The organism is Variovorax paradoxus (assembly GCF_000834655.1).
In the GTDB taxonomy this organism is placed as follows: Bacteria; Pseudomonadota; Gammaproteobacteria; order Burkholderiales; family Burkholderiaceae_C; genus Variovorax; species Variovorax paradoxus_F.
Genome location: NZ_JXQQ01000047.1, coordinates 64,644 through 84,390, shown reverse-complemented (window position 1 = coordinate 84,390; position 19,747 = coordinate 64,644). Strand labels below are relative to the sequence as shown.

The 19,747-nt window shown below is 66.3% G+C and carries 21 protein-coding genes and 1 tRNA gene; 11 read left to right on the top strand and 11 right to left on the bottom strand.

Features of this window, described 5'->3' with window-relative positions; translation table 11 throughout:
• Positions 1-132: 132 nt before the first annotated feature.
• The 5 genes from RT97_RS20160 to RT97_RS20140 form a co-directional block, all read right to left on the bottom strand.
• Positions 133-222, bottom strand: a tRNA-Ser gene (locus RT97_RS20160).
• 57 nt (positions 223-279) lie between these two features.
• A complete protein-coding gene (serS, locus tag RT97_RS20155; RefSeq protein WP_042580597.1) occupies positions 280-1,611 on the bottom strand; it encodes a serine--tRNA ligase in 1,332 nt (443 codons plus the stop codon).
• A gap of 53 nt (positions 1,612-1,664) precedes the next feature.
• Complete coding sequence (locus tag RT97_RS20150; RefSeq protein WP_042580596.1) at positions 1,665-2,627, bottom strand: threonine/serine dehydratase; 963 nt, start codon at positions 2,625-2,627, stop codon at positions 1,665-1,667.
• Positions 2,624-3,592: a 4-hydroxy-3-methylbut-2-enyl diphosphate reductase gene (ispH, locus tag RT97_RS20145; protein ID WP_042580595.1), complete on the bottom strand. Its 969-nt coding sequence runs from the start codon at positions 3,590-3,592 to the stop codon at positions 2,624-2,626. The genes RT97_RS20150 and ispH overlap by 4 nt, the downstream gene beginning before the upstream one ends.
• Positions 3,593-3,704: 112 nt before the next feature.
• Positions 3,705-4,148 carry an FKBP-type peptidyl-prolyl cis-trans isomerase gene (locus RT97_RS20140; RefSeq protein ID WP_042580594.1) on the bottom strand — a complete coding sequence of 148 codons (444 nt, stop codon included), beginning with the start codon at positions 4,146-4,148 and terminating at the stop codon, positions 3,705-3,707.
• Positions 4,149-4,269: 121 nt separating this feature from the next.
• On the opposite strand from RT97_RS20140, the gene radC reads away from it, so the two are divergent.
• Both radC and RT97_RS20130 read left to right on the top strand, forming a co-directional pair.
• A complete protein-coding gene (radC, locus tag RT97_RS20135; RefSeq protein ID WP_042580593.1) occupies positions 4,270-4,947 on the top strand; it encodes a RadC family protein in 678 nt (225 codons plus the stop codon).
• Positions 4,947-5,603: a Smr/MutS family protein gene (locus RT97_RS20130; protein ID WP_042580592.1), complete on the top strand. Its 657-nt coding sequence runs from the start codon at positions 4,947-4,949 to the stop codon at positions 5,601-5,603. Before radC ends, RT97_RS20130 begins: the two co-directional genes overlap by 1 nt.
• Before the next feature lie 48 nt (positions 5,604-5,651).
• Here the strand turns inward: RT97_RS20130 and RT97_RS20125 are convergent, their stop codons facing one another.
• Genes RT97_RS20125 through fabV form a run of 3 tightly spaced genes read right to left on the bottom strand, consistent with a single transcriptional unit; the run spans position 5,652 to position 8,561 of the window.
• On the bottom strand, positions 5,652-6,875 hold the full coding sequence (locus tag RT97_RS20125; protein ID WP_042580591.1) for an NAD(P)/FAD-dependent oxidoreductase: 1,224 nt from the start codon (positions 6,873-6,875) through the stop codon (positions 5,652-5,654).
• Between the two features lie 42 nt (positions 6,876-6,917).
• Positions 6,918-7,337: a group II truncated hemoglobin gene (locus tag RT97_RS20120; RefSeq protein WP_042580590.1), complete on the bottom strand. Its 420-nt coding sequence runs from the start codon at positions 7,335-7,337 to the stop codon at positions 6,918-6,920.
• 27 nt (positions 7,338-7,364) lie between these two features.
• Complete coding sequence (gene fabV / locus RT97_RS20115; protein WP_042580589.1) at positions 7,365-8,561, bottom strand: enoyl-ACP reductase FabV; 1,197 nt, start codon at positions 8,559-8,561, stop codon at positions 7,365-7,367.
• A 164-nt stretch (positions 8,562-8,725) separates the two neighbouring features.
• Between fabV and RT97_RS20110 the strand changes: the two genes are divergently transcribed.
• The 5 genes from RT97_RS20110 to RT97_RS20090 all read left to right on the top strand — a co-directional run bounded on the left by RT97_RS20110 (position 8,726) and on the right by RT97_RS20090 (position 13,038).
• Positions 8,726-9,553 (top strand): ABC transporter substrate-binding protein, encoded by an 828-nt coding sequence (locus RT97_RS20110; protein WP_042580588.1) that lies wholly within the window; start codon positions 8,726-8,728, stop codon positions 9,551-9,553.
• A 165-nt stretch (positions 9,554-9,718) separates the two neighbouring features.
• Entirely contained in the window at positions 9,719-10,414 is a 696-nt protein-coding gene (locus RT97_RS20105; protein ID WP_042580587.1) for an amino acid ABC transporter permease, read from the top strand.
• 157 nt (positions 10,415-10,571) lie between these two features.
• Positions 10,572-11,300, top strand: coding sequence for an amino acid ABC transporter permease (locus tag RT97_RS20100; protein WP_042580586.1), 729 nt, complete (start codon positions 10,572-10,574; stop codon positions 11,298-11,300).
• Positions 11,297-12,040, top strand: a complete 744-nt coding sequence (locus RT97_RS20095; RefSeq protein WP_042580585.1) for an amino acid ABC transporter ATP-binding protein — start codon at positions 11,297-11,299, stop codon at positions 12,038-12,040. Before RT97_RS20100 ends, RT97_RS20095 begins: the two co-directional genes overlap by 4 nt.
• A complete protein-coding gene (locus RT97_RS20090; protein WP_042580584.1) occupies positions 12,037-13,038 on the top strand; it encodes an isopenicillin N synthase family dioxygenase in 1,002 nt (333 codons plus the stop codon). Before RT97_RS20095 ends, RT97_RS20090 begins: the two co-directional genes overlap by 4 nt.
• On the opposite strand, the gene RT97_RS20085 is transcribed toward RT97_RS20090, so the two are convergent.
• From RT97_RS20085 to RT97_RS20075, 3 genes are all read right to left on the bottom strand, one after another.
• Positions 12,981-13,304: a hypothetical protein gene (locus tag RT97_RS20085; protein WP_042580583.1), complete on the bottom strand. Its 324-nt coding sequence runs from the start codon at positions 13,302-13,304 to the stop codon at positions 12,981-12,983. The genes RT97_RS20090 and RT97_RS20085 overlap by 58 nt on opposite strands.
• Positions 13,301-13,981 (bottom strand): HAD family hydrolase, encoded by a 681-nt coding sequence (locus RT97_RS20080; protein WP_042580582.1) that lies wholly within the window; start codon positions 13,979-13,981, stop codon positions 13,301-13,303. The genes RT97_RS20085 and RT97_RS20080 overlap by 4 nt, the downstream gene beginning before the upstream one ends.
• Positions 13,982-14,068: 87 nt before the next feature.
• Positions 14,069-15,421 carry an MFS transporter gene (locus RT97_RS20075; RefSeq protein WP_042580581.1) on the bottom strand — a complete coding sequence of 451 codons (1,353 nt, stop codon included), beginning with the start codon at positions 15,419-15,421 and terminating at the stop codon, positions 14,069-14,071.
• Positions 15,422-15,603: 182 nt separating this feature from the next.
• Here RT97_RS20075 and cyoA point away from each other — a divergent pair, with 182 nt between their 5' ends.
• From cyoA to cyoD, 4 genes are read left to right on the top strand one after another with little or no spacing between them, the layout of a single operon-like run.
• Positions 15,604-16,629, top strand: a complete 1,026-nt coding sequence (cyoA, locus tag RT97_RS20070) for a ubiquinol oxidase subunit II (RefSeq protein WP_042580618.1) — start codon at positions 15,604-15,606, stop codon at positions 16,627-16,629.
• Positions 16,626-18,647 (top strand): cytochrome o ubiquinol oxidase subunit I, encoded by a 2,022-nt coding sequence (cyoB, locus tag RT97_RS20065; RefSeq protein ID WP_042580580.1) that lies wholly within the window; start codon positions 16,626-16,628, stop codon positions 18,645-18,647. Before cyoA ends, cyoB begins: the two co-directional genes overlap by 4 nt.
• Entirely contained in the window at positions 18,640-19,305 is a 666-nt protein-coding gene (gene cyoC, locus RT97_RS20060; protein WP_042580579.1) for a cytochrome o ubiquinol oxidase subunit III, read from the top strand. The genes cyoB and cyoC overlap by 8 nt, the downstream gene beginning before the upstream one ends.
• A complete protein-coding gene (gene cyoD / locus RT97_RS20055) occupies positions 19,302-19,712 on the top strand; it encodes a cytochrome o ubiquinol oxidase subunit IV (protein WP_042580578.1) in 411 nt (136 codons plus the stop codon). Before cyoC ends, cyoD begins: the two co-directional genes overlap by 4 nt.
• The last annotated feature ends 35 nt before the right edge of the window (positions 19,713-19,747 follow it).

Genomic DNA, 19,747 nt, shown 5'->3' with positions numbered 1-19,747 from the left:
GGCTGACCGGTGAGGCACTCGGGGAGCAAGCTCATCGACCGGGATGCAGCGGCACAGCAATGACTGCGCCGAGCTTCCACGCTGGATTCGGTGCGAAATAGGCAAAAAAATAGCCCCTTGCGGGGCCATTCTTGGAGGAGAGGGAGGGATTCGAACCCTCGGTACTATCGCTAGTACGCCTGATTTCGAGTCAGGTACATTCGACCACTCTGCCACCTCTCCGGTGCTGTCGAGCCTGCGATTATAGCGGATAAAAACAGGGCTTTTGAACCCCTGGCCTCAACCGCGCAACAGTTCCAGTCCGCCCAGATACGGCCGCAGCGCGGCCGGCACGTTGATCGAGCCGTCTTCGTTCTGGTGGTTTTCAAGCACCGCCACCAGCGTGCGCCCCACCGCCAGGCCCGAGCCGTTGAGCGTGTGCACGAGTTCGTTCTTGCCCTGCGCATTCTTGAAGCGCGCCTGCAGGCGGCGCGCCTGGAAGGCTTCGCAGTTCGAGACCGAGCTGATCTCGCGGTAGGTGTCCTGCGCCGGCAGCCAGACTTCAAGGTCATAAGTCTTGGTGGCACCGAAGCCCATGTCGCCGGTGCACAGGAGCACCACGCGGTACGGCAGTTCGAGTGCCTGGAGCACCGCCTCGGCATGGCCGGTCATCTGCTCGAGCGCGTCGTAGCTCTTCTCAGGGTGCACGACCTGCACCATCTCGACCTTGTCGAACTGGTGCTGGCGGATCATGCCGCGCGTGTCGCGCCCCGCGCTGCCCGCCTCGGAGCGGAAGCACGGCGTATGGGCCGTGAGCTTGATCGGCAATTGCGCCTCGGGCACCACCTCGTCGCGAACGAAGTTGGTCAGCGGCACTTCGCTGGTCGGAATGAGGTAGAGCGCCGAATGGTCGGGCGCGGGCTCGCCGTCCTGGCCACCCTTCTTCGCGGCGAACAAGTCGCCTTCGAACTTGGGCAACTGGCCGGTGCCGCTCAGCGTGGCGGCGTTGACGATGTAGGGCACGTAGCACTCGGCATAGCCGTGCTTTTCGGTCTGGATGTCGAGCATGAACTGCGCAAGCGCGCGGTGCAGCCGGGCGATCGGCCCCTTCATCACGGTGAAGCGCGAACCGGCGAGCTTGGCGCCCATCTCGAAATCGAGCCCCAGCGGCGCGCCGAGGTCCACATGGTCTTTCGCCGTGAAGGGGAGCGGCACGGCGTTGCCGCCGGCACCGCCTTGCGGGCTCCAGCGGCGCATTTCGACGTTGCCGGTTTCGTCTTCGCCCAGCGGCACACTGGCGTGCGGCAGGTTGGGCACGGCGAGCAGCAGGGCCTGCAGCTCGGGCTGGATCTCTTCGAGGCGCTTGGACTGCGATTCCTGCTCGGCCTTGAGCGCGTTGACTTCGGCCATCAGCGCATCGGTCGATTCGCCCTTGGCCTTGAGCGGGCCGATCTGCTTGTTCAGCGTGTTGCGGCGCGCCTGGATTTCCTCGGTGCGGGTCTGCAGCGTCTTGCGCTCGGCCTCGAGCGCGGTGAACGCCGACACGTCGAGGTAAGGCTGGTTCTTCTTGCGTTTTTCGAGGCCGGCCACAGCGGAGGCCAGGTCTTTTCGGAGCAGGGTGATGTCGAGCATGGGAGGATTTTAGGTGGGCGCGATGCATGCGCCCTGCCCCCCGCCCGCGTACCTCAGGCGACGGTGGCCGGATCGACGTTCGCGCCGCAGACGATCAGGCACACCTTTTCGCCCTCGCGCGGCAGGTAGGCGCCGGTCTGCAGCGCCGCCAGCGGCAGCGCGGCGGCCGGCTCCACGGCGAGCTTCAGTTCCTTCCACAGCCACTGCTGCGCGGCGCGGATGGATTCGTCGGACAGCAGCAGCGCGTCCTGCACCTGCTGCTGCGTGATCTCCCAGGAAATCGCGCCGATGCGTCGCGCACCGAGCGAATCGGCCGCGATGCCGCCCACATCGACATCGACCGGCTCGCCGGCTTCCCGTGCACGGAACAACGTCGGAGCCTTCTCGGGCTCCAGTGCCACCACGCGGGCGCGCTGCTCGAACCAGCCGGCGAGGCCACCGATCAGGCCGCCGCCGCCCACGCTCACCAGCACCGAGTCGGGCAAGCCGCCCTGTGCTTCGATCTCGTGGCCCAGCGTGCCTGCGCCGGCCACCACTTCAGGCTGGTCGTAGGCATGCGTGAGCAACGCGCCGGTTTCCTTCTGCCGCGCGAGGCAGGCGGCGAGCGCATCGGGATAGAGCTCGCCGACCACGACCACCTCGGCGCCGAGCGCACGCAGGCGCGCACGCTTGGCTTCGGGCGACACGCCGGGCAGGAACACCTGGCAGCGCACGCCCAGCGCCTTGGCCGCGGCGGCGGTCGCGATGCCGGCATTGCCGCCGGACGCCACGACCACGCCGCTCTCGGGAATGTCGTTGGCCAGCAGCCGGTTCATCATGCCGCGGGCCTTGAAACTGCCGCTCACCTGCATGTGCTCGAGCTTGAGCCACACCTGCACGCCGGCCACCTCGAGGCCGAAGGCCGATGCGGGCAGCTTCCAGAGCGGTGTCTCGCGCAGGAAATCGCCGGCGCGTTCGTGCAGCCTGCGGGAGGCGCTCTCTATTTCAGAGCGCCAGTTCGTCGTTTGCTGGTTCAAGAGATGTGTCCTGGAGGCGGAATGTCGTCGAGCTTGAGGCCCTTGGGGAGCGGAAACTTGATGGTTTCCTCGATGCCGTCCATCTTGCGCACCGACACCGCGCCGAAGGCCCGCACGCGATCGATCACCTCGCGCACAAGCACCTCGGGCGCCGAGGCGCCGGCCGTGAGGCCGATGCGGCCCTTGCCCTCGAACCACTCGGGCTTGAGCTCGTCGGCCGAATCGACCATGTAGCTCTCGGTGCCGAGGCGCTGGGCCAGTTCGCGCAGCCGGTTGCTGTTGGAACTGGTAGGGCTGCCGACCACGATGACGAGGTCGACCTGCGGGCTCATGATCTTCACCGCGTCCTGGCGGTTCTGGGTGGCGTAGCAAATGTCCTGCTGCTTGGGCTCACGCACCTTAGGGAAACGCGCGCGCACCGCTGCAGCGATCTCGGCGGCGTCGTCCACGCTGAGCGTGGTCTGCGTGACGACCGCAAGCTTCTCGGTCTGCGAGGGCGCGACCTTCGCGACGTCGGCCACGTCTTCCACGAGGTGGATGCCGCTGGAGAGCTGGCCCATCGTGCCTTCGACCTCGGGATGTCCCTTGTGGCCGATCATGATGAATTCGTAGCCCTCCTTCGCGAGCTTGGCCACCTCGACGTGCACCTTGGTCACCAGCGGGCAGGTGGCATCGAAGATCTCGAAGCCGCGGTCGCGCGCCTCCTGCTCCACCGCCTTGCTCACGCCGTGCGCACTGAACACCAGCGTGGCGCCGGGCGGCACATCGGACAGCTCCTCGATGAAGATCGCGCCCTTGGCCTTGAGTTCGTTCACCACGTAGGTGTTGTGCACGATCTCGTGGCGCACGTAGATCGGCGCGCCGAACTTGGCGATGGCGCGCTCGACGATCTCGATGGCGCGGTCCACGCCCGCGCAAAAGCCGCGCGGCTCGGCGAGGATGACTTCCTCGATCCCGGGATTCATTTGGCAACCTCCGCGCTTCGCGCTGCGGTATTCGCCTTGGGAGCGGCCCGGCGGCTCATGGCAACCTCCGCGCTTCGCGCTGCGGCATTCGCCTTGGGAGCGGCCCGTCGGCTCATAGCACTCCGATCAGCCGGACCTCGAAAGTCACGGGTTGGCCGGCCAAGGGATGGTTGAAATCGAAGCGCACCGCGGTCTCGCTCGACTCGATCACCGCGCCCGCGTAGCTCCCGGTGCCGTCGGGCGTGGGGAACTGCACCACGTCGCCGACCGCGTATTTCTCGTCGGGATCGCCCATTTGCGCGAGCAGCTTCCTGGCCACCCATTGCTGCATCTCGGGATTGCGGTCGCCGAAGGCCTCGCCGGCGGGCAGGTCGAAGGTGGCGTGCGTGCCCTCTTCCAGGCCCAGCAGGCGTTGCTCCATGGCAGGCGAAAGTTCGCCGGTACCGAGCGACAGGGTCGCGGGCTTGTCGGCGAAGGTGTTGATGATGTCGCCCGCCGGACCGGCAAGCCGGTAATGCAGGGTCAGGAAGGAGCCGGAAGTCACGACGTGGGACATGAGAGCAACGGAGGTAGGCAAAGACAAGGTGGGTGTCCCGATAAACTGGACTGCATTTTACGGACGGGGGGCTTCCACCCGTTCCATCCAAGGTTTCCCCCAGATTTCCCCCCAGGTTCCGATGGCTTTCAAGGATCTCCCCGCCAATGCCCGCCCGCGCGAAAAACTCATCGCACGTGGCGCCGCCGCACTGGCGGACGCCGAGCTGCTGGCGCTGCTGCTGCGCACCGGCGTGCCGGGCAAGAACGTGCTGCAGATGGCGCAGGAACTGCTCGAGCGCTTCGGGGGGCTCTCGGGCCTGCTGCACACCGGTCCCGAGGACCTCAAGATCGTCAAGGGCATGGGTGGCGACGCCAAGCGCGCCGAGCTCATCGCGGTGCTAGAACTGGCGCGCCGCGCCATGGCCGAGCAACTCAAGGAGCGCACGGTGTTCGACTCGCCCGAGGCGGTCAAGCAGTACGTGCAGCTGCACATCGGCTCGCGGCCGCACGAGGTGTTCGCGGTATTGTTCCTCGACGTGCAGCACCGGCTGATCGTGCTGGAAGAACTGTTTCGCGGAACCCTCACCCAGGCCAGCGTCTACCCGCGCGAAGTCGTCATGCGCGCCCTGCACCACCAGGCCGCGGCCGTGGTGCTCGCGCACAACCACCCCAGCGGCAGCATCGAGCCATCGCGGGCCGACGAATCGCTCACGCAAACGCTCCGGGCCGCGCTTTCGCTGGTGGACGTGCGCGTGATCGACCACGTCATCGTGAGCCCGGGCCAGAGCTTCTCGATGGCCGAAAAAGGATTGCTCTGATGGCCTCTCGTCCCCCCTCCCTGAAGAACCTCGCCGACCTCAAGCAGGTGCAGCGCGTGCTGGCCGAGACGCGCGAGCGCGAAGCGGCCGAGGCAGCTGCCAAGGCCGCCACCGAGCGCAAGCGCGCGGCCGAGAAAGACCTGTTCGCGCGCGCCATCGGCGCCACCGAGCCGCTGCGCCGCAAGGCCGCGGTGCCGCTCGCGCCCGAGCCGCCCGCGCCGATTCCGGTGCAGCACCAGCTCGACGAGCAGCGCGTGCTGCGCGAATCTCTGTCCGACGAGTTCGACGTGACCACGCTGCTGGACGTGGACGACGCCATGAGCTTTCGCCGCCCCGGCATCGGCACCGACGTGACGGCACGGCTGCGCAAGGGCGACTGGTCGATCCAGGCGCAGGTCGACCTGCACGGCCTGCGCAGCGACGAGGCACGCGAGGCGCTCGGCGGTTTCATCCGCGCATCGCACAAGCAGGGCCTGCGCTGCGTGCGCGTGGTGCACGGCAAGGGGCTGGGTTCGCCCGGCAAGCAGCCGGTGCTCAAGACCAAGACGCAGCGCTGGCTGATCCAGAAGAACGAGGTGATCGCGTTCGTGCAGGCGAAGCCGGCCGAGGGCGGCGCGGGCGCGCTGGTGGTGCTGCTGGCACCGGCGCGGCGCTGAAGCGACTCCGCGCGCGCCACTGACGGTGCGCGCGCCCGGGCAGTGCGGCTATGCCAGGTGGTTCTTGAGCGGTATCGACGTATCCGCAATCGCTACCGGGTCGGGGCTGCGGCCCGCTTCGAGGAGCTTGCGGCTCATCATGTGATCGACCGGCGCATTGACCGATTCGACGCACACGAGCTGCCCATCGACGTAGTGGAAGAGCGAGAACGCCTCGGGCTTGGGACCGGCCCGGCGCACGCTGGCGAGGCCCGGCGTGCCTTCGGCCGGCATCAGGCCGACCATCTGCAGGCGCATGCTGCCCTGGTCGGACCAGAACCACGCGACCGCGTCGTGCGGGCGCGGCGCGCCGGTCAGCGTGGCGACTGCGGTGCGTGCCTGGTCGTTCGCGTTCTGCACCGATTCGAGCCGCAGCGCGCGGCCCGCCCGGCGATCGGGAAAGCGCGTGCAGTCGCCCACGGCGAGCACATCGGCCGCGCTGGTCTGCATGTGGCCGTCGACCACGATGCCGTCGGCGCACTCGATGCCCGCGGCTTGCGCGAGTGCGGTTTCCGGCACGGCGCCGATGCCCAGCAGCAGCAGGTCGACCGGCTGCTTCACGCCGTTGACCTGGACCGACACCAGCCGATCGCCCTCGACCTCGAACGCGCCGGTCTGCGCGCCGAGCACGATGTCGATGCCCGCTGCGCGATGCGTCGCGAGCACGTGTGCCGACAGCTCTGGCGACACGGCGCGGCCCAGGAGGCGCGGCGCGCTCTCGATCACCTGCACGTTCTTGCCGAGCGCCTTGGCGGTGGCCGCCACTTCGAGCCCGATGAAGCCGCCACCCAGCACCGTGACTTGCTCCGCATTCGCAAGCCGCTCGCGCAGGCGATGCGCCTCGTCGGCGGCGCGCAGGCTCGCGACGTTCTCGAGCCCTTGCTTCAGGTCGGGCATCTGGCGTGCACGCGTGCCGGTCGCGAGCACCAGCCGCTCCCACGGCAGCACTGCGCCCGAGCGCAGCGTGACGGTGTGCGCCTCGCGGTCGATGGCCACGGCCGCGTCGCCCAGGTGCAGCGTGATGCCCGCTTCGCGGTACCAGTCGGCGGCCTTGTGCGGCTGCGTGGTTTCCTCGGCGCTCTTGAGGAAGGCCTTCGACAGTGGCGGCCGGTGGTACGGCTCGCAGGCCTCTTCGCAGACCAGGTGCACACGCGCGCCCTGCCCGGCTTCGGCAAGGCCCGCGCAAAGCTGGGCCGCGGCGTGGCCGCCGCCGATGATGACGATGGGATTCATGAGGGAAAGTCTTTCGGAGTCGGTGTCTGTTCCTGTTCGCCGCTATTCGCCACGGTTTCGCATCCAGTCGGCTGTCTGGAAGAACGAGGTCCGCAAACGCGCGCGCAAGTCTTCAGGCACGCCGGTCTCGCCCATCGCCTGGTCCATGCAGGCGAGCCACTGGTCGCGCTCCTTGATGCCGATGCTGTGGCCGCCGATGCTTTGCGGCAGGTGGCGCGCGCGCAGCATCGGATGGCCGAAGCGGTCGGTGTAGTGCTGCGGTCCGCCGAGCCAGCCGCACAGGAACCAGAAGAGGCGCTGGCGCGCGTTGCCCAGGCTGGTGCCGTGCACCGCGCGCAGTTGCGCATAGGCGGGTTCGAGGTCCATCAGGTCGTAGAAGCGCTCGACCAGCGCCTCCACCTTCGGCTCGCCGCCGATCCATTCGAAGGGCGTGCCGGCGGGCGGTTTTTCTTGAATCTGCATGGGCGGGAGTATCCCTCTGGGTGTTTCCTAGGCCTGCACGAGGTTCGGAATGCCCACATCGGGGCTCACGTCGGCCTCGTAGTCCACGCCTTCGACCGCGAAGCCGAAGAGCCGCAGGAACTCGGTCTTGTAGCCCGCGAAGTCGGTGAGTTCGTGGATGTTCTCGCTCGTGACCTGGGGCCATAGCTCGACCACGCGCGCCTGCACGTCGGGGGCCAACTCCTTGTAGTCCGCGCGCAGGCGCCCTTCGGCGTCCAGGTGCGGCGTGCTGCCGTAGAGGCTCTCGGCAAAGAGGCCGTACACCTGCTCGATGCAGCCTTCGTGCGTGCCCTTTTCCTTCATCACCTTGAACAGCAGCGACAGGTACAGCGGCATCATCGGAATGGCCGAACTCGCCTGCGTCACGACCGCCTTGAGCACCGAGACGCGCGCATCCCCGCCCTTCGCGGCCAGGCCGGCGCGAATGCCAAGCACCTTCTGGTCGAGGTCTTTCTTGGCGGCGCCGATGGAGCCGTTCCAGTAGATGTCGTGCGTGATCTGCTCGCCCAGGTAGGTGAAGGCGGTGGTCCTGGCGCCATCGGCCAGCACGCCGGCGGATTGCAGCGCGTCGATCCACATCTGCCAGTCCTCGCCCCCCATCACGGCCACGGTGTTGTCGATTTCTTCCTGCGTGGCGGGCTCCAGCATGGTTTCCTTGACGACCTCGTTGTCGGTGTCCAGGCCGCGCAGCGTCACGGCCTTGCCGATGGGCTTGAGCGTGGAGTTGAAGACCTGGCCGGTCTTCGGATGCGTGCGCCGCGGCGCGGCCAGGCTGTAGACGACGAGGTCGACCTGGCCGAGATCCGAACGGATCGCGTCGATGGTCTTCTGCTTCACGTCATCGGAGAAACCGTCGCCGTTGATGCTCTTGGCGTAGAGGCCTTCTTCCGCGGCCGCGCGATGGAAGGCTGCGGTGTTGTACCAGCCGGGCGAGGCGGGCTTGGTCTCGCTGCCGGGCCGCTCGAAGAACACGCCGAGCGTGTCTGCGCCGCTGCCGAAGGCCGCAGTGATGCGTGCGGCCAGGCCGTAGCCAGTCGATGCGCCGATGACGAGCACCTTCTTCGGTCCTTGCGCGATCCGGCCCTGGGCCAGCACATGCTCGATCTGCTGCCGCACGTTGGCTTCGCAGCCCGTGGGATGGGTCGTGACGCAAATGAAGCCGCGCACGCGCGGTTTGATGATCATGAAGACCTCGCTGGATGAGATGCCGGGGAAGCCCGTGAATTTAACCCAGCCGATCGATTCGGCATCCCATACCCGCCATATGCATATGTCGATTGACGATTTAATAATCTGAGGTTTTATTGATATGGTTCGGCCCTGAATTTCCAACCGGAGAGAGAACAACCATGCGCCACACCCTGCTCGCCGCGGCCCTTGCCGCCTCCACCTTCCTCCTGGGCACCGTCGCCCATGCGGACCAACTCGCCGACATCAAGAAAAAGGGCGAGCTCGTGGTCGGCGTGCTCGGCACCGACGAGCCCGCCACCTTCGTCGACCCCAAGACGCGCCAGATCGTCGGCTACGAAGTCGACCTGGTGAACGCCATCGCCAAGAAGATCGGCGTGAAGCCGGTGCTCAAGCAAATCGCCGTGGCCGCGCGCATTCCCGAACTGCAGCAGGGCCACGTGGACCTGGTGGCCGCGGGCCTTACGCACAACAAGGAGCGCGAGGCGCAGATCGACTTCTCGCTCACCACCTTCGTGACTGGCCAGAAGGCCATCGTGAAGAAGGACAGCGGCATCGCCGACATCCCGCAGCTGGGCGGCAAGAAGGTGCTGACCATCCGCGGCGGCACGCAGGAACCCAACATCCGCAAGGCCGTGCCCACTGCCGAGGTCGTGACCTTCGACACGAGCCAGCAGGCTTTCCAGGCCCTGCAGCAAGGCAAGGGCGTGGGCTACGTGGACGACGAGGCCGCGCTGCTGCGCAGCTACGCCAAGCTCGGCCCGGCGAAGGCGCAGTACGTGGTGCTCAAGCAGAACCTGAGCACCGAGGCGCTGGCCATCGGCATCAAGAAGGGCGAGAGCGGCCTGAAAGCCGTGGTGGACGACACGCTGCGCGAGCTCGAGAAGTCGGGCGAAGCCCAGAAGATCTTCGTGAAGTGGTACGGCCCGGACACCGCATCGGGCTTCCAGACGCGCGACTTCAAGCTCGACTCGGACAAGATCGACTGATCCTGCCTTTGCATTTCTCCTTCCCCTTCCGGGGGAAGGCCGGGATGGGGGCCTGCGGCGTTTGAACAAGCCGCGGCGCATTTATCGCCGTCGAGCCCTCACCCCAACCCTCCCCCGGAAGGCGAGGGAGTCAATCCTGTCGCGACGGTGATACTGTCGCCCCCCATGCCCCTGTTCGACTATTCCTTGCTGCTGACCGGCAAGTACCACGACATGCTCGTTGCGGGCCTCCTGCTCTCGCTGCAGCTGCTGGCGGCCTCGCTCGTGCTGGCGCTCCCCATCGCGCTGGTGGTCGCGCTCTTTCGCCTGTCGCCCATCGCGCCGCTGCGCTGGCTGGGCTTCGCGTACGTGGAATCGATCCGCAACATTCCCCTGCTCGCGCACATGCTCTTCTGGTACTTCGGCGCGCCCGAACTGCTGCCCGACGGCATCAAGCAGTGGCTCTATGCGGGGCACATCGAGGCCTACAGCGCCATCGTCGCGCTTGCGCTCTACACGGCCGCCTTCATGGCGGAAGACATCCGCAGCGGCATCCGCGCGATTCCCACCGTGCAGTTCGAAGCCGGGCGCGCGCTGGGCTTCGGCTTCCTGGACACCATGCGCCGCGTGGTGCTGCCGCAGGCGCTGCGCATCACGGTGCCGCCGCTGATCTCGCAGACGCTGAGCCTCTGGAAGAACACCTCGATCGCCACAGTCATCGGCGTGGCCGAGCTCATGTACCAGGCCGGGCAGGTCGAGAGCGCGACCTTCCGCAGCTTCGAGTCGTTCGCGTTCGCGAGCGCGGCCTACCTGACGGTGTCGCTGGCCATCACGGGCCTGGCCACCTGGTATCACCACCGCTTCCCGGTGCGGACGATATGAAGTTCTCCCCCAGGCTTCGCGCACTTCGTGTCGCTTCTCCTCCCCCCTCGCCGGGGGCAACACCGGCGGCCCGGCAGAGCCGGTTCCGCGGTGTTTCTGGCCTTCGCCGTGTCAGGTCCATGCATCGCGCAATGGGCGATCGCGGGGTGGAGCGCTGATGCTGCAGATCATCAACGACTACTGGGTCTACTTCCTCATCGGGCAGTACCCGAACGGCCCGCTCGGCGGACTGGTGCTCACGCTGCTGCTGGCCTCCTGCGGGCTGGTGCTCGCGCTGCCGCTGGGCATCGTGCTGGGTCTTGCGCGCGTGAGCCCTTGGCGGTGGCTGCGCTGGCCGGTGACGGGCTTCGTGTTCGTGGTGCGCGGACTGCCGCTGTTGATGGTGATCTTCTGGGCCTACTTCTTCCTGCCCAGCGTGACGGGCGTGAAGACCGACCAGTTCACCACCATGCTGATCGCGCTCGTGATCTTTGATGCCGCCTACCTCGCCGAGATCGTGCGCGCGGGCATCCAGGGCCTGCCGCGCGGGCAGATGGAAACCGCGCGCGCGCTCGGCCTGAGCTACTTCCGCGCGATGCGCCTGGTGGTGCTGCCGCAGGCTCTGCGCAGCATGCTGCCGTCCCTCGTGAACCAGTTCGTCTCGACCATCAAGGAGACCTCGCTCGGGTACATCATCGGCCTGGCGGAGGTGTCGTTCATCGCGACGCAGATCAACACGCAGGTGTTCACCAAGCCGGCGCAGATCTATCTGATCCTGGGCGGCACGTACTTCATTCTTTGCTTCGGCCTCTCGCGCTTCGCCTACTGGCTGGAGCGCCGGCTCGCGCGCCGCGGCATGTCCACCATTGGCTCCACTTCCGCTTCGGCCCCCAAGGTGTCCGCATGATCGAACTGCAGAACGTCAACAAGTGGTACGGCAGCTACCAGGCCCTGGTCGATATCAACGAGACCATCCACAAGGGCGAAGTCGTCGTGGTGTGCGGGCCTTCGGGCTCGGGCAAGTCGACGCTGATCCGCACCTTCAACCGGCTGGAGCCGATCCAGTCGGGCCGCATCCTCTTCGAGGGCCAGGACATCCACGCGCCCGGCACCGACGTGAACGCATTCCGCTCGCGCATCGGCTTCGTGTTCCAGCAGTTCAACCTGTTCCCGCACCTCACGGTGCTGCAGAACTGCACGATGGCGCCGATGCAGCTGCGCGGCCTCACGCGCAAGGACGCCGACGAGCGCGCGATGGCGCTGCTGCACCGCGTGGGCCTCGCCAACAAGGCCAATGCGTGGCCGAGCGAGCTTTCGGGCGGTCAGCAGCAGCGCGTGGCGATCGCACGCGCGCTCGCGATGCAGCCGCCGCTGATGCTGTTCGACGAGCCCACCAGCGCGCTCGACCCCGAGATGGTCGGCGAGGTGCTCCTGGTGATGCGCGACCTCACGCGCGACGGCATGACCATGGTCTGCGTCACGCACGAGATGGGCTTCGCGCGCGAGGTGGCCGACCGCGTGATCTTCATGGACGAAGGCAAGGTGCTCGAGCGCGCGACGCCCGACGACTTCTTCAACCGGCCGCAGCATCCGCGTGCGCAGCAGTTCCTGTCCGACATCCGCTCGCCTTTTTCGAGAGACGCATGACCGACGCATCCCTTCCCCTCATCGACGTCGCGCCGCTCGTGGCTGGCACAGCCGGTCGCGACGACGTGGCCGCGCAGATCGGCGCCGCCTGCCGCGCGCACGGCTTCTTCTACGTCACGGGCCACGGCGTCGATGCAGCGCTGGTGCAGCGGCTCGAAACCCTGAGCCACCAGTTCTTCGACCTGCCCGAGGAAACCAAGATGCGGTGGCGCATGGCCCTTGGCGGGCGTGCGTGGCGCGGCTTCTTTCCGCTCGGCGGCGAGCTGACTTCGGGCCGGCCCGACTGGAAGGAAGGGCTCTACCTCGGCACCGAGTTGCCGGCCACGCACCCGCTGGTGCGGGCCAAGACGCCGGTGCACGGGCCGAACCTCTTCCCCGACGTGCCGGGGTTCCGCGAAACCATCCTCGACTACATGGCCGCGGTGACGCAGCTCGGCCATCGCCTGATGGAAGGCATCGCGCTGAGCCTGGGCCTGCCCGCCATGTACTTCGCCGAGCGTTACACCGCCGATCCGCTGATCCTCTTTCGCCTCTTCAACTATCCCTCGCAACCCGTGCCCGAAGGGCTCGACGTGCAATGGGGCGTGGGCGAGCACACCGACTATGGCCTCCTCACCGTGCTGCACCAGGACGCCGTGGGCGGCCTCGCGGTGCACACGCCCGGCGGCTGGATCGACGCGCCGCCGATCGCCGGCTCCTTCGTCTGCAACATCGGCGACATGCTCGACCGCATGACCGGCGGGCTCTACAAGTCGACGCCGCACCGCGTCAAGCGCAACACCTCGGGGAGCGACCGGCTGTCGTTTCCGCTGTTCTTCGATCCGAATTTCGAGGCGCGCGTGCAGCGCATAGAGGGCCTTGCAGGCGCAGAGGCGCTCGACGACAGCGCCGAGCGCTGGGACCGCGCCAACGTGCACGCCTTCAGCGGCCGCTACGGCGACTACCTGCTCGCGAAAGTCTCGAAGGTGTTTCCGCAACTGCGCGACGAAGTGCTCTGAATCGGGCTCGCCGGGACGTCGATGAATTCGTCCTCCCAGCGGCCGACATCGGCACCGGGGTCGGAGATGGGCATGAGCTTGTCGCTGCGGCAGTAGAAGGTCCAGCCTTCGAACAGCACGTCGTAGTAGGTGCCGGGCAGGTAGCGCTCGCTGGGCGCTTCGTAGGGTGCCGAGACCACCTCAACGATGCGGCCGACCGCGCGCTCGGTCATCGGCGATGCGAGGCAGCTGTCGACGACGTGGCACAGGGTGCCGATCTTGATCATGGCCGCACCATCTCGCCCGGAAACCAGCGCGGCAGGTGCGCCGTCGCGTCGTGCAGCGACTCGAGCACGTGGAAGGCCCGCTCGATGATCGACGCGGGCGGGTGCTTGAGGTCCGGAACGATCACGACCCGAAGGCCGGCCGCCAGCGCGGCCTTGGCGCCGTTCTCGCTGTCCTCGAAGGCGATGCACTCGGCCGGGTCCACGCCCAGGCGCGAGGCAGCGAGCAGGTAGAGCGCCGGATCGGGCTTGGCGCGCGCCACCTCGTCGCCGCCCGCGAAGGCATCGAAGTGATGGAGCACGTCGAGGCTTCCGAGGCAAGCCTGGATCTGCCCGCTGGTCGACGACGACGCCACCGCGCAGCGCGTGCCGCGCTGGCGCAACGCAGCGAGGAACTCGGCCGCGCCTGGCTTGATGGGAAAGAGAGGCGTGCCGTCCGAGCGCTCCAGTTGCAGCTGTTTTCGCACATGCGCGATCGCGTGGCGGTAGGCCTCCGGCCCGCCGAGCAGCGTGCCGAGGATCACCTCGGACTCCACGGTGGCCAAGCCCACGACCTGCAGGTATTGCGCGTGGGAAAGCTCGATGTCGAGCGTGCGGGCCGCCTCGATCCAGGCGGCCATGATGGGCCGCTCCGAGTCGATGAGCAGCCCGTCCATGTCGAAGATGGCGGCGGCGAACATGGGCGAATCCTAAGCCAGCATGCGCGGCAGCATCGGAAAAGAACAAGGGGCCCGAAGGCCCCTTTGCGAGAAACGCGGGTTGTGCGCTCAGTCGCGCACCAGCGCCCGGTTCAGCCCCAGCGCCGCCAGCGTGCCAGCCGCGCCCGAGAGCAGGTAGACGCTGACGTACGCCAAGCCGAAGTTCGCCGACAGCCCCAGTGCCACCAGCGGAGCGAACGCAGCGCCGATCAGCCAGGCCAGGTCGGCCGTGAGGGCCGCGCCGGTGTAGCGGTACTTGGGCTCGAAATTCGAGGTCACGGCACCTGCGGCCTGGCCGTAAGAGAGACCCAGCAGCACGAAGCCCAGCAGGATGAAAACGTCTTGCCCGATGCGGCCGCCGTCGAGCAGCGTGGGGGCGAAACCGCTGAACACCGCGATCATCGCGGCCAGGCCGCCCAGGGTGAAACGGCGGCCCACGCGGTCGGCGATCAGGCCCGAGGCCACGATGCCGCCGGCGCAGAACACCGCGCCGATCATCTGCACCACCAGGAACTCGGTGATCGACTGGTCGGAGTACAGCGTGATCCACGACAGCGGGAACACCGTGATCAGGTGGAAGAGCGCATAGCTCGCCAGCGCAGCGAACGCGCCGATCAGCAAATTGGCACCCTGCGAGCGGGTCAGTTCGACCACGCTCGTGGGCTGCAGCTCGCGCTCTTCGAGCAGGCGCGAATACTCTTCGGTCGCCACGAGGCGCAGGCGCGCGAACAGCGCCACCACGTTGATCGCGAACGCCACGTAGAAGGTGTAGCGCCAGCCCCAGTCGAGGAATTCCTTGATCGAGAGGCTCGCGTAGAGGTAGGCGAACAGCGCGCTGGCGATGAAGAAGCCGATAGGCGCGCCCAGCTGGCCCAGCATGGCGTACCAGCCGCGGCGGTTTGGCGGCGCGTTCAGCGCCAGAAGCGACGGCAGGCCGTCCCACGAGCCGCCCAGTGCCAGGCCCTGGCAGAAGCGGAACACCGACAGGAGCACGATCGCCGTGAAGCCGATGCTCTCGTAGCCCGGGAGGAACGCGATGCCGGCCGTGGAAGTGCCCAGCAGGAACAGCGCGATCGTCAGCTTGGTTTCGCGTCCGAATCGTCGCTGGATCGCCATCGAGATGACAGTTCCGAACGGCCGCGCAATGAAGGCGAACGAGAAGACCACGAACGCGTAAAGGATTCCCTCCAGGCGCTGCTCGAACGGGAAGAATACGTACGGGAACACCAGCACCGAGGCGATGCCGTAGACGAAGAAGTCGAAATACTCGGAAGCGCGGCCGATGACCACGCCGACCGCGATCTCGCCGGGGGCGATGTGCGAGTGATCGGCGTCGCCGCTCTGGCTCAGGCTGGCGCCGTTTCCGGACGTGTTCGGCACAGGCTGTGCGCCTTGCGGACTGATGCTGGACGTCGTCGTCATTGCGTTTTGTAATTCGGGTGTCACCGGCAGTGACAAAGGTAGACCATTGAACAGAGGCTCCAAGCGTCTCATCGAACGGGGATTCCCGCCATAGGACAAAACGTCCAATAGGCGGCGGGAACCTTTGGTCGTAGATTGTGGAGTCTTTGCGCAGCCCACGCACCTCTTTCTTTCTCTTCGGCATGCCCACCCTCCACTCCCTTCGCCGATGGCTCGTCTTGCTTCCCCTCGCCTTCCTGGCGGGCTGCAACACGGTGCTCATGAACCCCTCCGGCGACATCGCCAACCAGCAGGGACGCCTGATCGTCGTCTCCACGGTGCTGATGCTGATCATCATCATCCCGGTGATCGCGCTGACCATCTTCTTCGCCTGGCGCTACCGCCAGTCGAACAAGGAGGCCACCTACAGCCCCGACTGGGACCACTCCACGCAGCTCGAGCTGGCGATCTGGGCGGCGCCGCTGCTGATCATCATCGCGCTGGGCGCGATCACCTGGATCAGCACCCACACGCTGGACCCGTACCGGCCCCTCACCCGCCTCGATGCCAAGCGCCAGATCTCGCCCGAGACGAAGCCGCTGGTGGTCGAAGTGGTGGCGCTGGACTGGAAATGGCTCTTCATCTACCCCGAGCAGGGCATCGCCACGGTGAATGAACTGGCCGCGCCGGTGGACGTGCCGATCAGCTTCAAGATCACCGCCTCCTCGGTGATGAACTCCTTCTTCATCCCCGCGCTGGCCGGCCAGATCTACGCGATGCCGGGCATGGAGACCAAGCTGCACGCGGTCATCAACAAGCCGGGCGAATTCGAAGGCTTCTCGGCCAACTACAGCGGCGCGGGCTTCTCGGGCATGCGCTTCAAGTTTCACGGCCTGAGCAAGGGCGACTTCGACCAGTGGGTCGAAAAGGCCAAGGCTTCCAAGGAAGGCGAGCTCACCCGCGAGGGCTACATGAAGCTCGAAGTTCCGAGCGAGCGCGAACCGGTGCGCCACTACGCCACCGTGGCCTCCGACCTGTACGACGCCATCCTCAACCGCTGCGTGGACCGCAACAAGATGTGCATGAAGCAGATGATGGCCATCGACGCCGACGGCGGCATGGGCAAGCCCGGCGCCTTCAACGTCGCCACCCTTGAGAACTGGCAACCCGACACCCTCAACTCGCCCAAGCGTAAATACGTCACGGCGATGTGCACCACCGAAGAATGACGATGCTCGCGAACCTTGACCTGACGAAGCTCGTCTTCGGCCGCCTCACGTGGGAGGCGATTCCCTACCACGAGCCGATCCTGATCGGCACCTTCATTGCGGTTGTCCTGGGCGGCATCGCGCTGCTCGGCGCCATCACCTACTTCAAGGTGTGGGGCGTGCTGTGGCGCGACTGGATCACCAGCATCGACCACAAGAAGATCGGCATCATGTACATCATCCTGGGCCTGGTGATGCTGCTGCGCGGCTTCTCCGACGCCATCATGATGCGGGCCCAGCAGGCCTTCGCCTTCGGCGACAACGCGGGCTTCTTGCCGCCGCACCACTACGACCAGGTCTTCACCGCCCACGGCGTGATCATGATCTTCTTCGTGGCGATGCCGCTGGTCACGGGCCTCATGAACTTCGTGGTGCCGCTGCAGATCGGCGCGCGCGACGTGGCCTTCCCGTTCCTGAACAACTTCAGCTTCTGGATGACCACCTTCGGCGCGGGCTTGGTGATGGCGTCGCTGTTCGTCGGCGAGTTCGCCAAGACCGGGTGGCTCGCCTACCCGCCGCTGTCGGGCATTCTCTTCAGCCCCGACGTGGGGGTCGACTACTACATATGGTCATTGCAGATAGCGGGGGTAGGCACCTTGCTCTCTGGCGTCAACCTGCTGGCCACCATCGTGAAGATGCGCGCGCCCGGCATGACGATGATGAAGATGCCCGTCTTCACCTGGACGGCTCTGTGCACCAACGTGCTGATCGTCGCCGCCTTCCCGGTGCTGACCGCCGTGCTGGCCCTGCTGTCGCTCGACCGCTACGTCGGCACCAACTTCTTCACGAACGACCTGGGCGGCAACGCCATGATGTACGTGAACCTGATCTGGATCTGGGGCCACCCCGAGGTGTACATCCTGATCCTGCCGGCCTTCGGCATCTTCTCGGAAGTGGTCTCCACCTTCTCGGGCAAGCGCCTGTTCGGCTACGCCTCGATGGTGTACGCCACGGTCGTGATCACGATCCTCTCGTACCTCGTGTGGCTGCACCACTTCTTCACGATGGGCTCGGGTGCCAGCGTAAATTCGTTCTTCGGCATCACGACGATGATCATCTCGATCCCGACGGGCGCGAAGATCTTCAACTGGCTCTTCACCATGTACCGCGGCCGTATCCGCTACGAGCTGCCCATGATGTGGACCATCGGCTTCATGATCACCTTCGTGATCGGCGGCATGACCGGCGTGCTGCTGGCCGTTCCCCCGGCCGACTTCGTGCTGCACAACAGCCTGTTCCTGATCGCCCACTTCCACAACGTGATCATCGGCGGCGTGTTGTTCGGCATGCTGGCGGGCATCACCTACTGGTACCCGAAGGCCTTCGGCTACAAGCTCGATCCGTTCTGGGGCAAGTGCTCGTTCTGGTTCTGGATCGTGGGCTTCTGGTTCGCCTTCATGCCGCTGTACATCCTGGGCCTGATGGGCGTCACCCGCCGCATGAGCCACTTCCAGGACATGTCGCTGCAGATCTGGTTCCAGATCGCGGCCTTCGGCGCCGTGCTGATCGCGCTGGGCATCGCCTCATTCATCATCCAGCTGGTGGTGAGCTACATCCGCCGCGAGTCGCTGCGCGACACCACGGGCGATCCGTGGAACGGCCGCACGCTCGAATGGTCGACCTCCTCGCCGCCGCCGGCCTACAACTTCGCGTTCACCCCGCGCATCCACGACAACGATGCCTGGACCGACATGAAGCGCCGCGGCTACGAGCGTCCGCTCGAGGGCTTCACCCCGATCCACATGCCCAAGAACACCAGCGCCGGCTTCATCATCGCGGCCCTCGCAGCGCTCTGCGGCTTCGCGTTGATCTGGCAGATGTGGCTCGTGGCGGGCGTCGGCTTCGTCGCCATGCTGGCTGCCGTGATCATCCATACCTTCAACTACAAGCGCGACTACTACATCCCCGCTGAGGATGTGGTTCGCACCGAAGGCGATCGCACCCGCCTCCTGGGAGTTTCGGGAGCCGCCCATGTCTGATACCACCGCTCTCCACCCACCGGGGTCTTCGCACCCCCATAGCGACCAGACGGGCAAGCCGCCCGTGTTCGAGCTGTTCCACGTCGGCAACGACCACCACCCGGAAAACGGCACGCTGCTGGGCTTCTGGCTCTACCTGATGAGCGACTGCCTCATCTTCGCGTGTCTGTTTGCGGTGTACGGCGTGTTGGGCCGCAGCTACGCGGCGGGCCCCTCGGGCGCCGACCTGTTCGACCTGCCGCTGGTGGCGATCAACACCTCGCTGCTGCTGCTGTCGTCGATCACTTACGGCTTCGCGATGCTCGAGATGCAGAAAAAGCGCATGGGCGGCGTGCTCGTGTGGCTGGCCATCACGGGCCTGCTGGGCGCGGGCTTCATCGGCCTGGAACTCTACGAATTCGCGCACCTGCTGCACGAAGGCGCAGGCCCGCAGCGCAGCGCGTTCCTCTCGTCGTTCTTCGCACTGGTCGGCACCCACGGCCTGCACGTGAGCTTCGGCATCATCTGGCTGATCGTCCTGATGATCCAGCTGCCCAAGCACGGCTTCACCGCCGCGAACCGCCGCCGCCTCATGTGCCTGTCGATGTTCTGGCACTTCCTGGACGTCGTCTGGATCGGCGTCTTCACTTTCGTGTATTTGATGGGATCGATGGCATGAGCGCCCACACCGACACCGCCGCGCACGGCCATGGCGCACACGACGCGCACGACGACCATCACGACGATGGCCCCGTGAGCCACAGCACCTTCAAGGGCTACATGACCGGATTCGTGCTGGCCGTGGTGCTCACCGCGATTCCGTTCTGGCTCGTGATGGGCAAGGTTTTCGCAAGCACCAACACCACGTCGCTCATCATCCTGGGCTTCGCGGCCGTGCAGATCGTGGTGCACATGATCTATTTCCTGCACATGGACGCCAAGTCGGAAAGCGGCTGGAACATGCTGGCGCTGATCTTCACGATCGTGCTCGTCGTCATCACGCTGGCCGGATCGCTCTGGGTCATGTATCACATGAACACCAACATGATGCCGATGTCGGTGCACGACATGAAGAACATGCCTTGACGTGATGAAAACCGCTCGCCCTGAGCCTGTCGAAG

What these genes read in the sequence shown, in the direction of transcription:
- RT97_RS20085 (WP_042580583.1), bottom strand. Translation starts at nt 13,304, where the DNA reads ATGATCAAGATCGGCACCCTGTGCCACGTCGTCGACAGCTGCCTCGCA.
- RT97_RS20140 (WP_042580594.1), bottom strand. Translation starts at nt 4,148, where the DNA reads ATGTCCCACGTCGTGACTTCCGGCTCCTTCCTGACCCTGCATTACCGG.
- fabV (WP_042580589.1), bottom strand. Translation starts at nt 8,561, where the DNA reads ATGATCATCAAACCGCGCGTGCGCGGCTTCATTTGCGTCACGACCCAT.
- cyoA (WP_042580618.1), top strand. Translation starts at nt 15,604, where the DNA reads ATGCCCACCCTCCACTCCCTTCGCCGATGGCTCGTCTTGCTTCCCCTC.
- RT97_RS20130 (WP_042580592.1), top strand. Translation starts at nt 4,947, where the DNA reads ATGGCCTCTCGTCCCCCCTCCCTGAAGAACCTCGCCGACCTCAAGCAG.
- RT97_RS20080 (WP_042580582.1), bottom strand. Translation starts at nt 13,981, where the DNA reads ATGTTCGCCGCCGCCATCTTCGACATGGACGGGCTGCTCATCGACTCG.
- RT97_RS20125 (WP_042580591.1), bottom strand. Translation starts at nt 6,875, where the DNA reads ATGAATCCCATCGTCATCATCGGCGGCGGCCACGCCGCGGCCCAGCTT.
- radC (WP_042580593.1), top strand. Translation starts at nt 4,270, where the DNA reads ATGGCTTTCAAGGATCTCCCCGCCAATGCCCGCCCGCGCGAAAAACTC.
- RT97_RS20105 (WP_042580587.1), top strand. Translation starts at nt 9,719, where the DNA reads ATGCCCCTGTTCGACTATTCCTTGCTGCTGACCGGCAAGTACCACGAC.
- cyoC (WP_042580579.1), top strand. Translation starts at nt 18,640, where the DNA reads ATGTCTGATACCACCGCTCTCCACCCACCGGGGTCTTCGCACCCCCAT.
- RT97_RS20100 (WP_042580586.1), top strand. Translation starts at nt 10,572, where the DNA reads ATGCTGCAGATCATCAACGACTACTGGGTCTACTTCCTCATCGGGCAG.
- serS (WP_042580597.1), bottom strand. Translation starts at nt 1,611, where the DNA reads ATGCTCGACATCACCCTGCTCCGAAAAGACCTGGCCTCCGCTGTGGCC.
- RT97_RS20120 (WP_042580590.1), bottom strand. Translation starts at nt 7,337, where the DNA reads ATGCAGATTCAAGAAAAACCGCCCGCCGGCACGCCCTTCGAATGGATC.
- cyoB (WP_042580580.1), top strand. Translation starts at nt 16,626, where the DNA reads ATGACGATGCTCGCGAACCTTGACCTGACGAAGCTCGTCTTCGGCCGC.
- RT97_RS20095 (WP_042580585.1), top strand. Translation starts at nt 11,297, where the DNA reads ATGATCGAACTGCAGAACGTCAACAAGTGGTACGGCAGCTACCAGGCC.
- ispH (WP_042580595.1), bottom strand. Translation starts at nt 3,592, where the DNA reads ATGAATCCCGGGATCGAGGAAGTCATCCTCGCCGAGCCGCGCGGCTTT.
- cyoD (WP_042580578.1), top strand. Translation starts at nt 19,302, where the DNA reads ATGAGCGCCCACACCGACACCGCCGCGCACGGCCATGGCGCACACGAC.
- RT97_RS20075 (WP_042580581.1), bottom strand. Translation starts at nt 15,421, where the DNA reads ATGACGACGACGTCCAGCATCAGTCCGCAAGGCGCACAGCCTGTGCCG.
- RT97_RS20110 (WP_042580588.1), top strand. Translation starts at nt 8,726, where the DNA reads ATGCGCCACACCCTGCTCGCCGCGGCCCTTGCCGCCTCCACCTTCCTC.
- RT97_RS20090 (WP_042580584.1), top strand. Translation starts at nt 12,037, where the DNA reads ATGACCGACGCATCCCTTCCCCTCATCGACGTCGCGCCGCTCGTGGCT.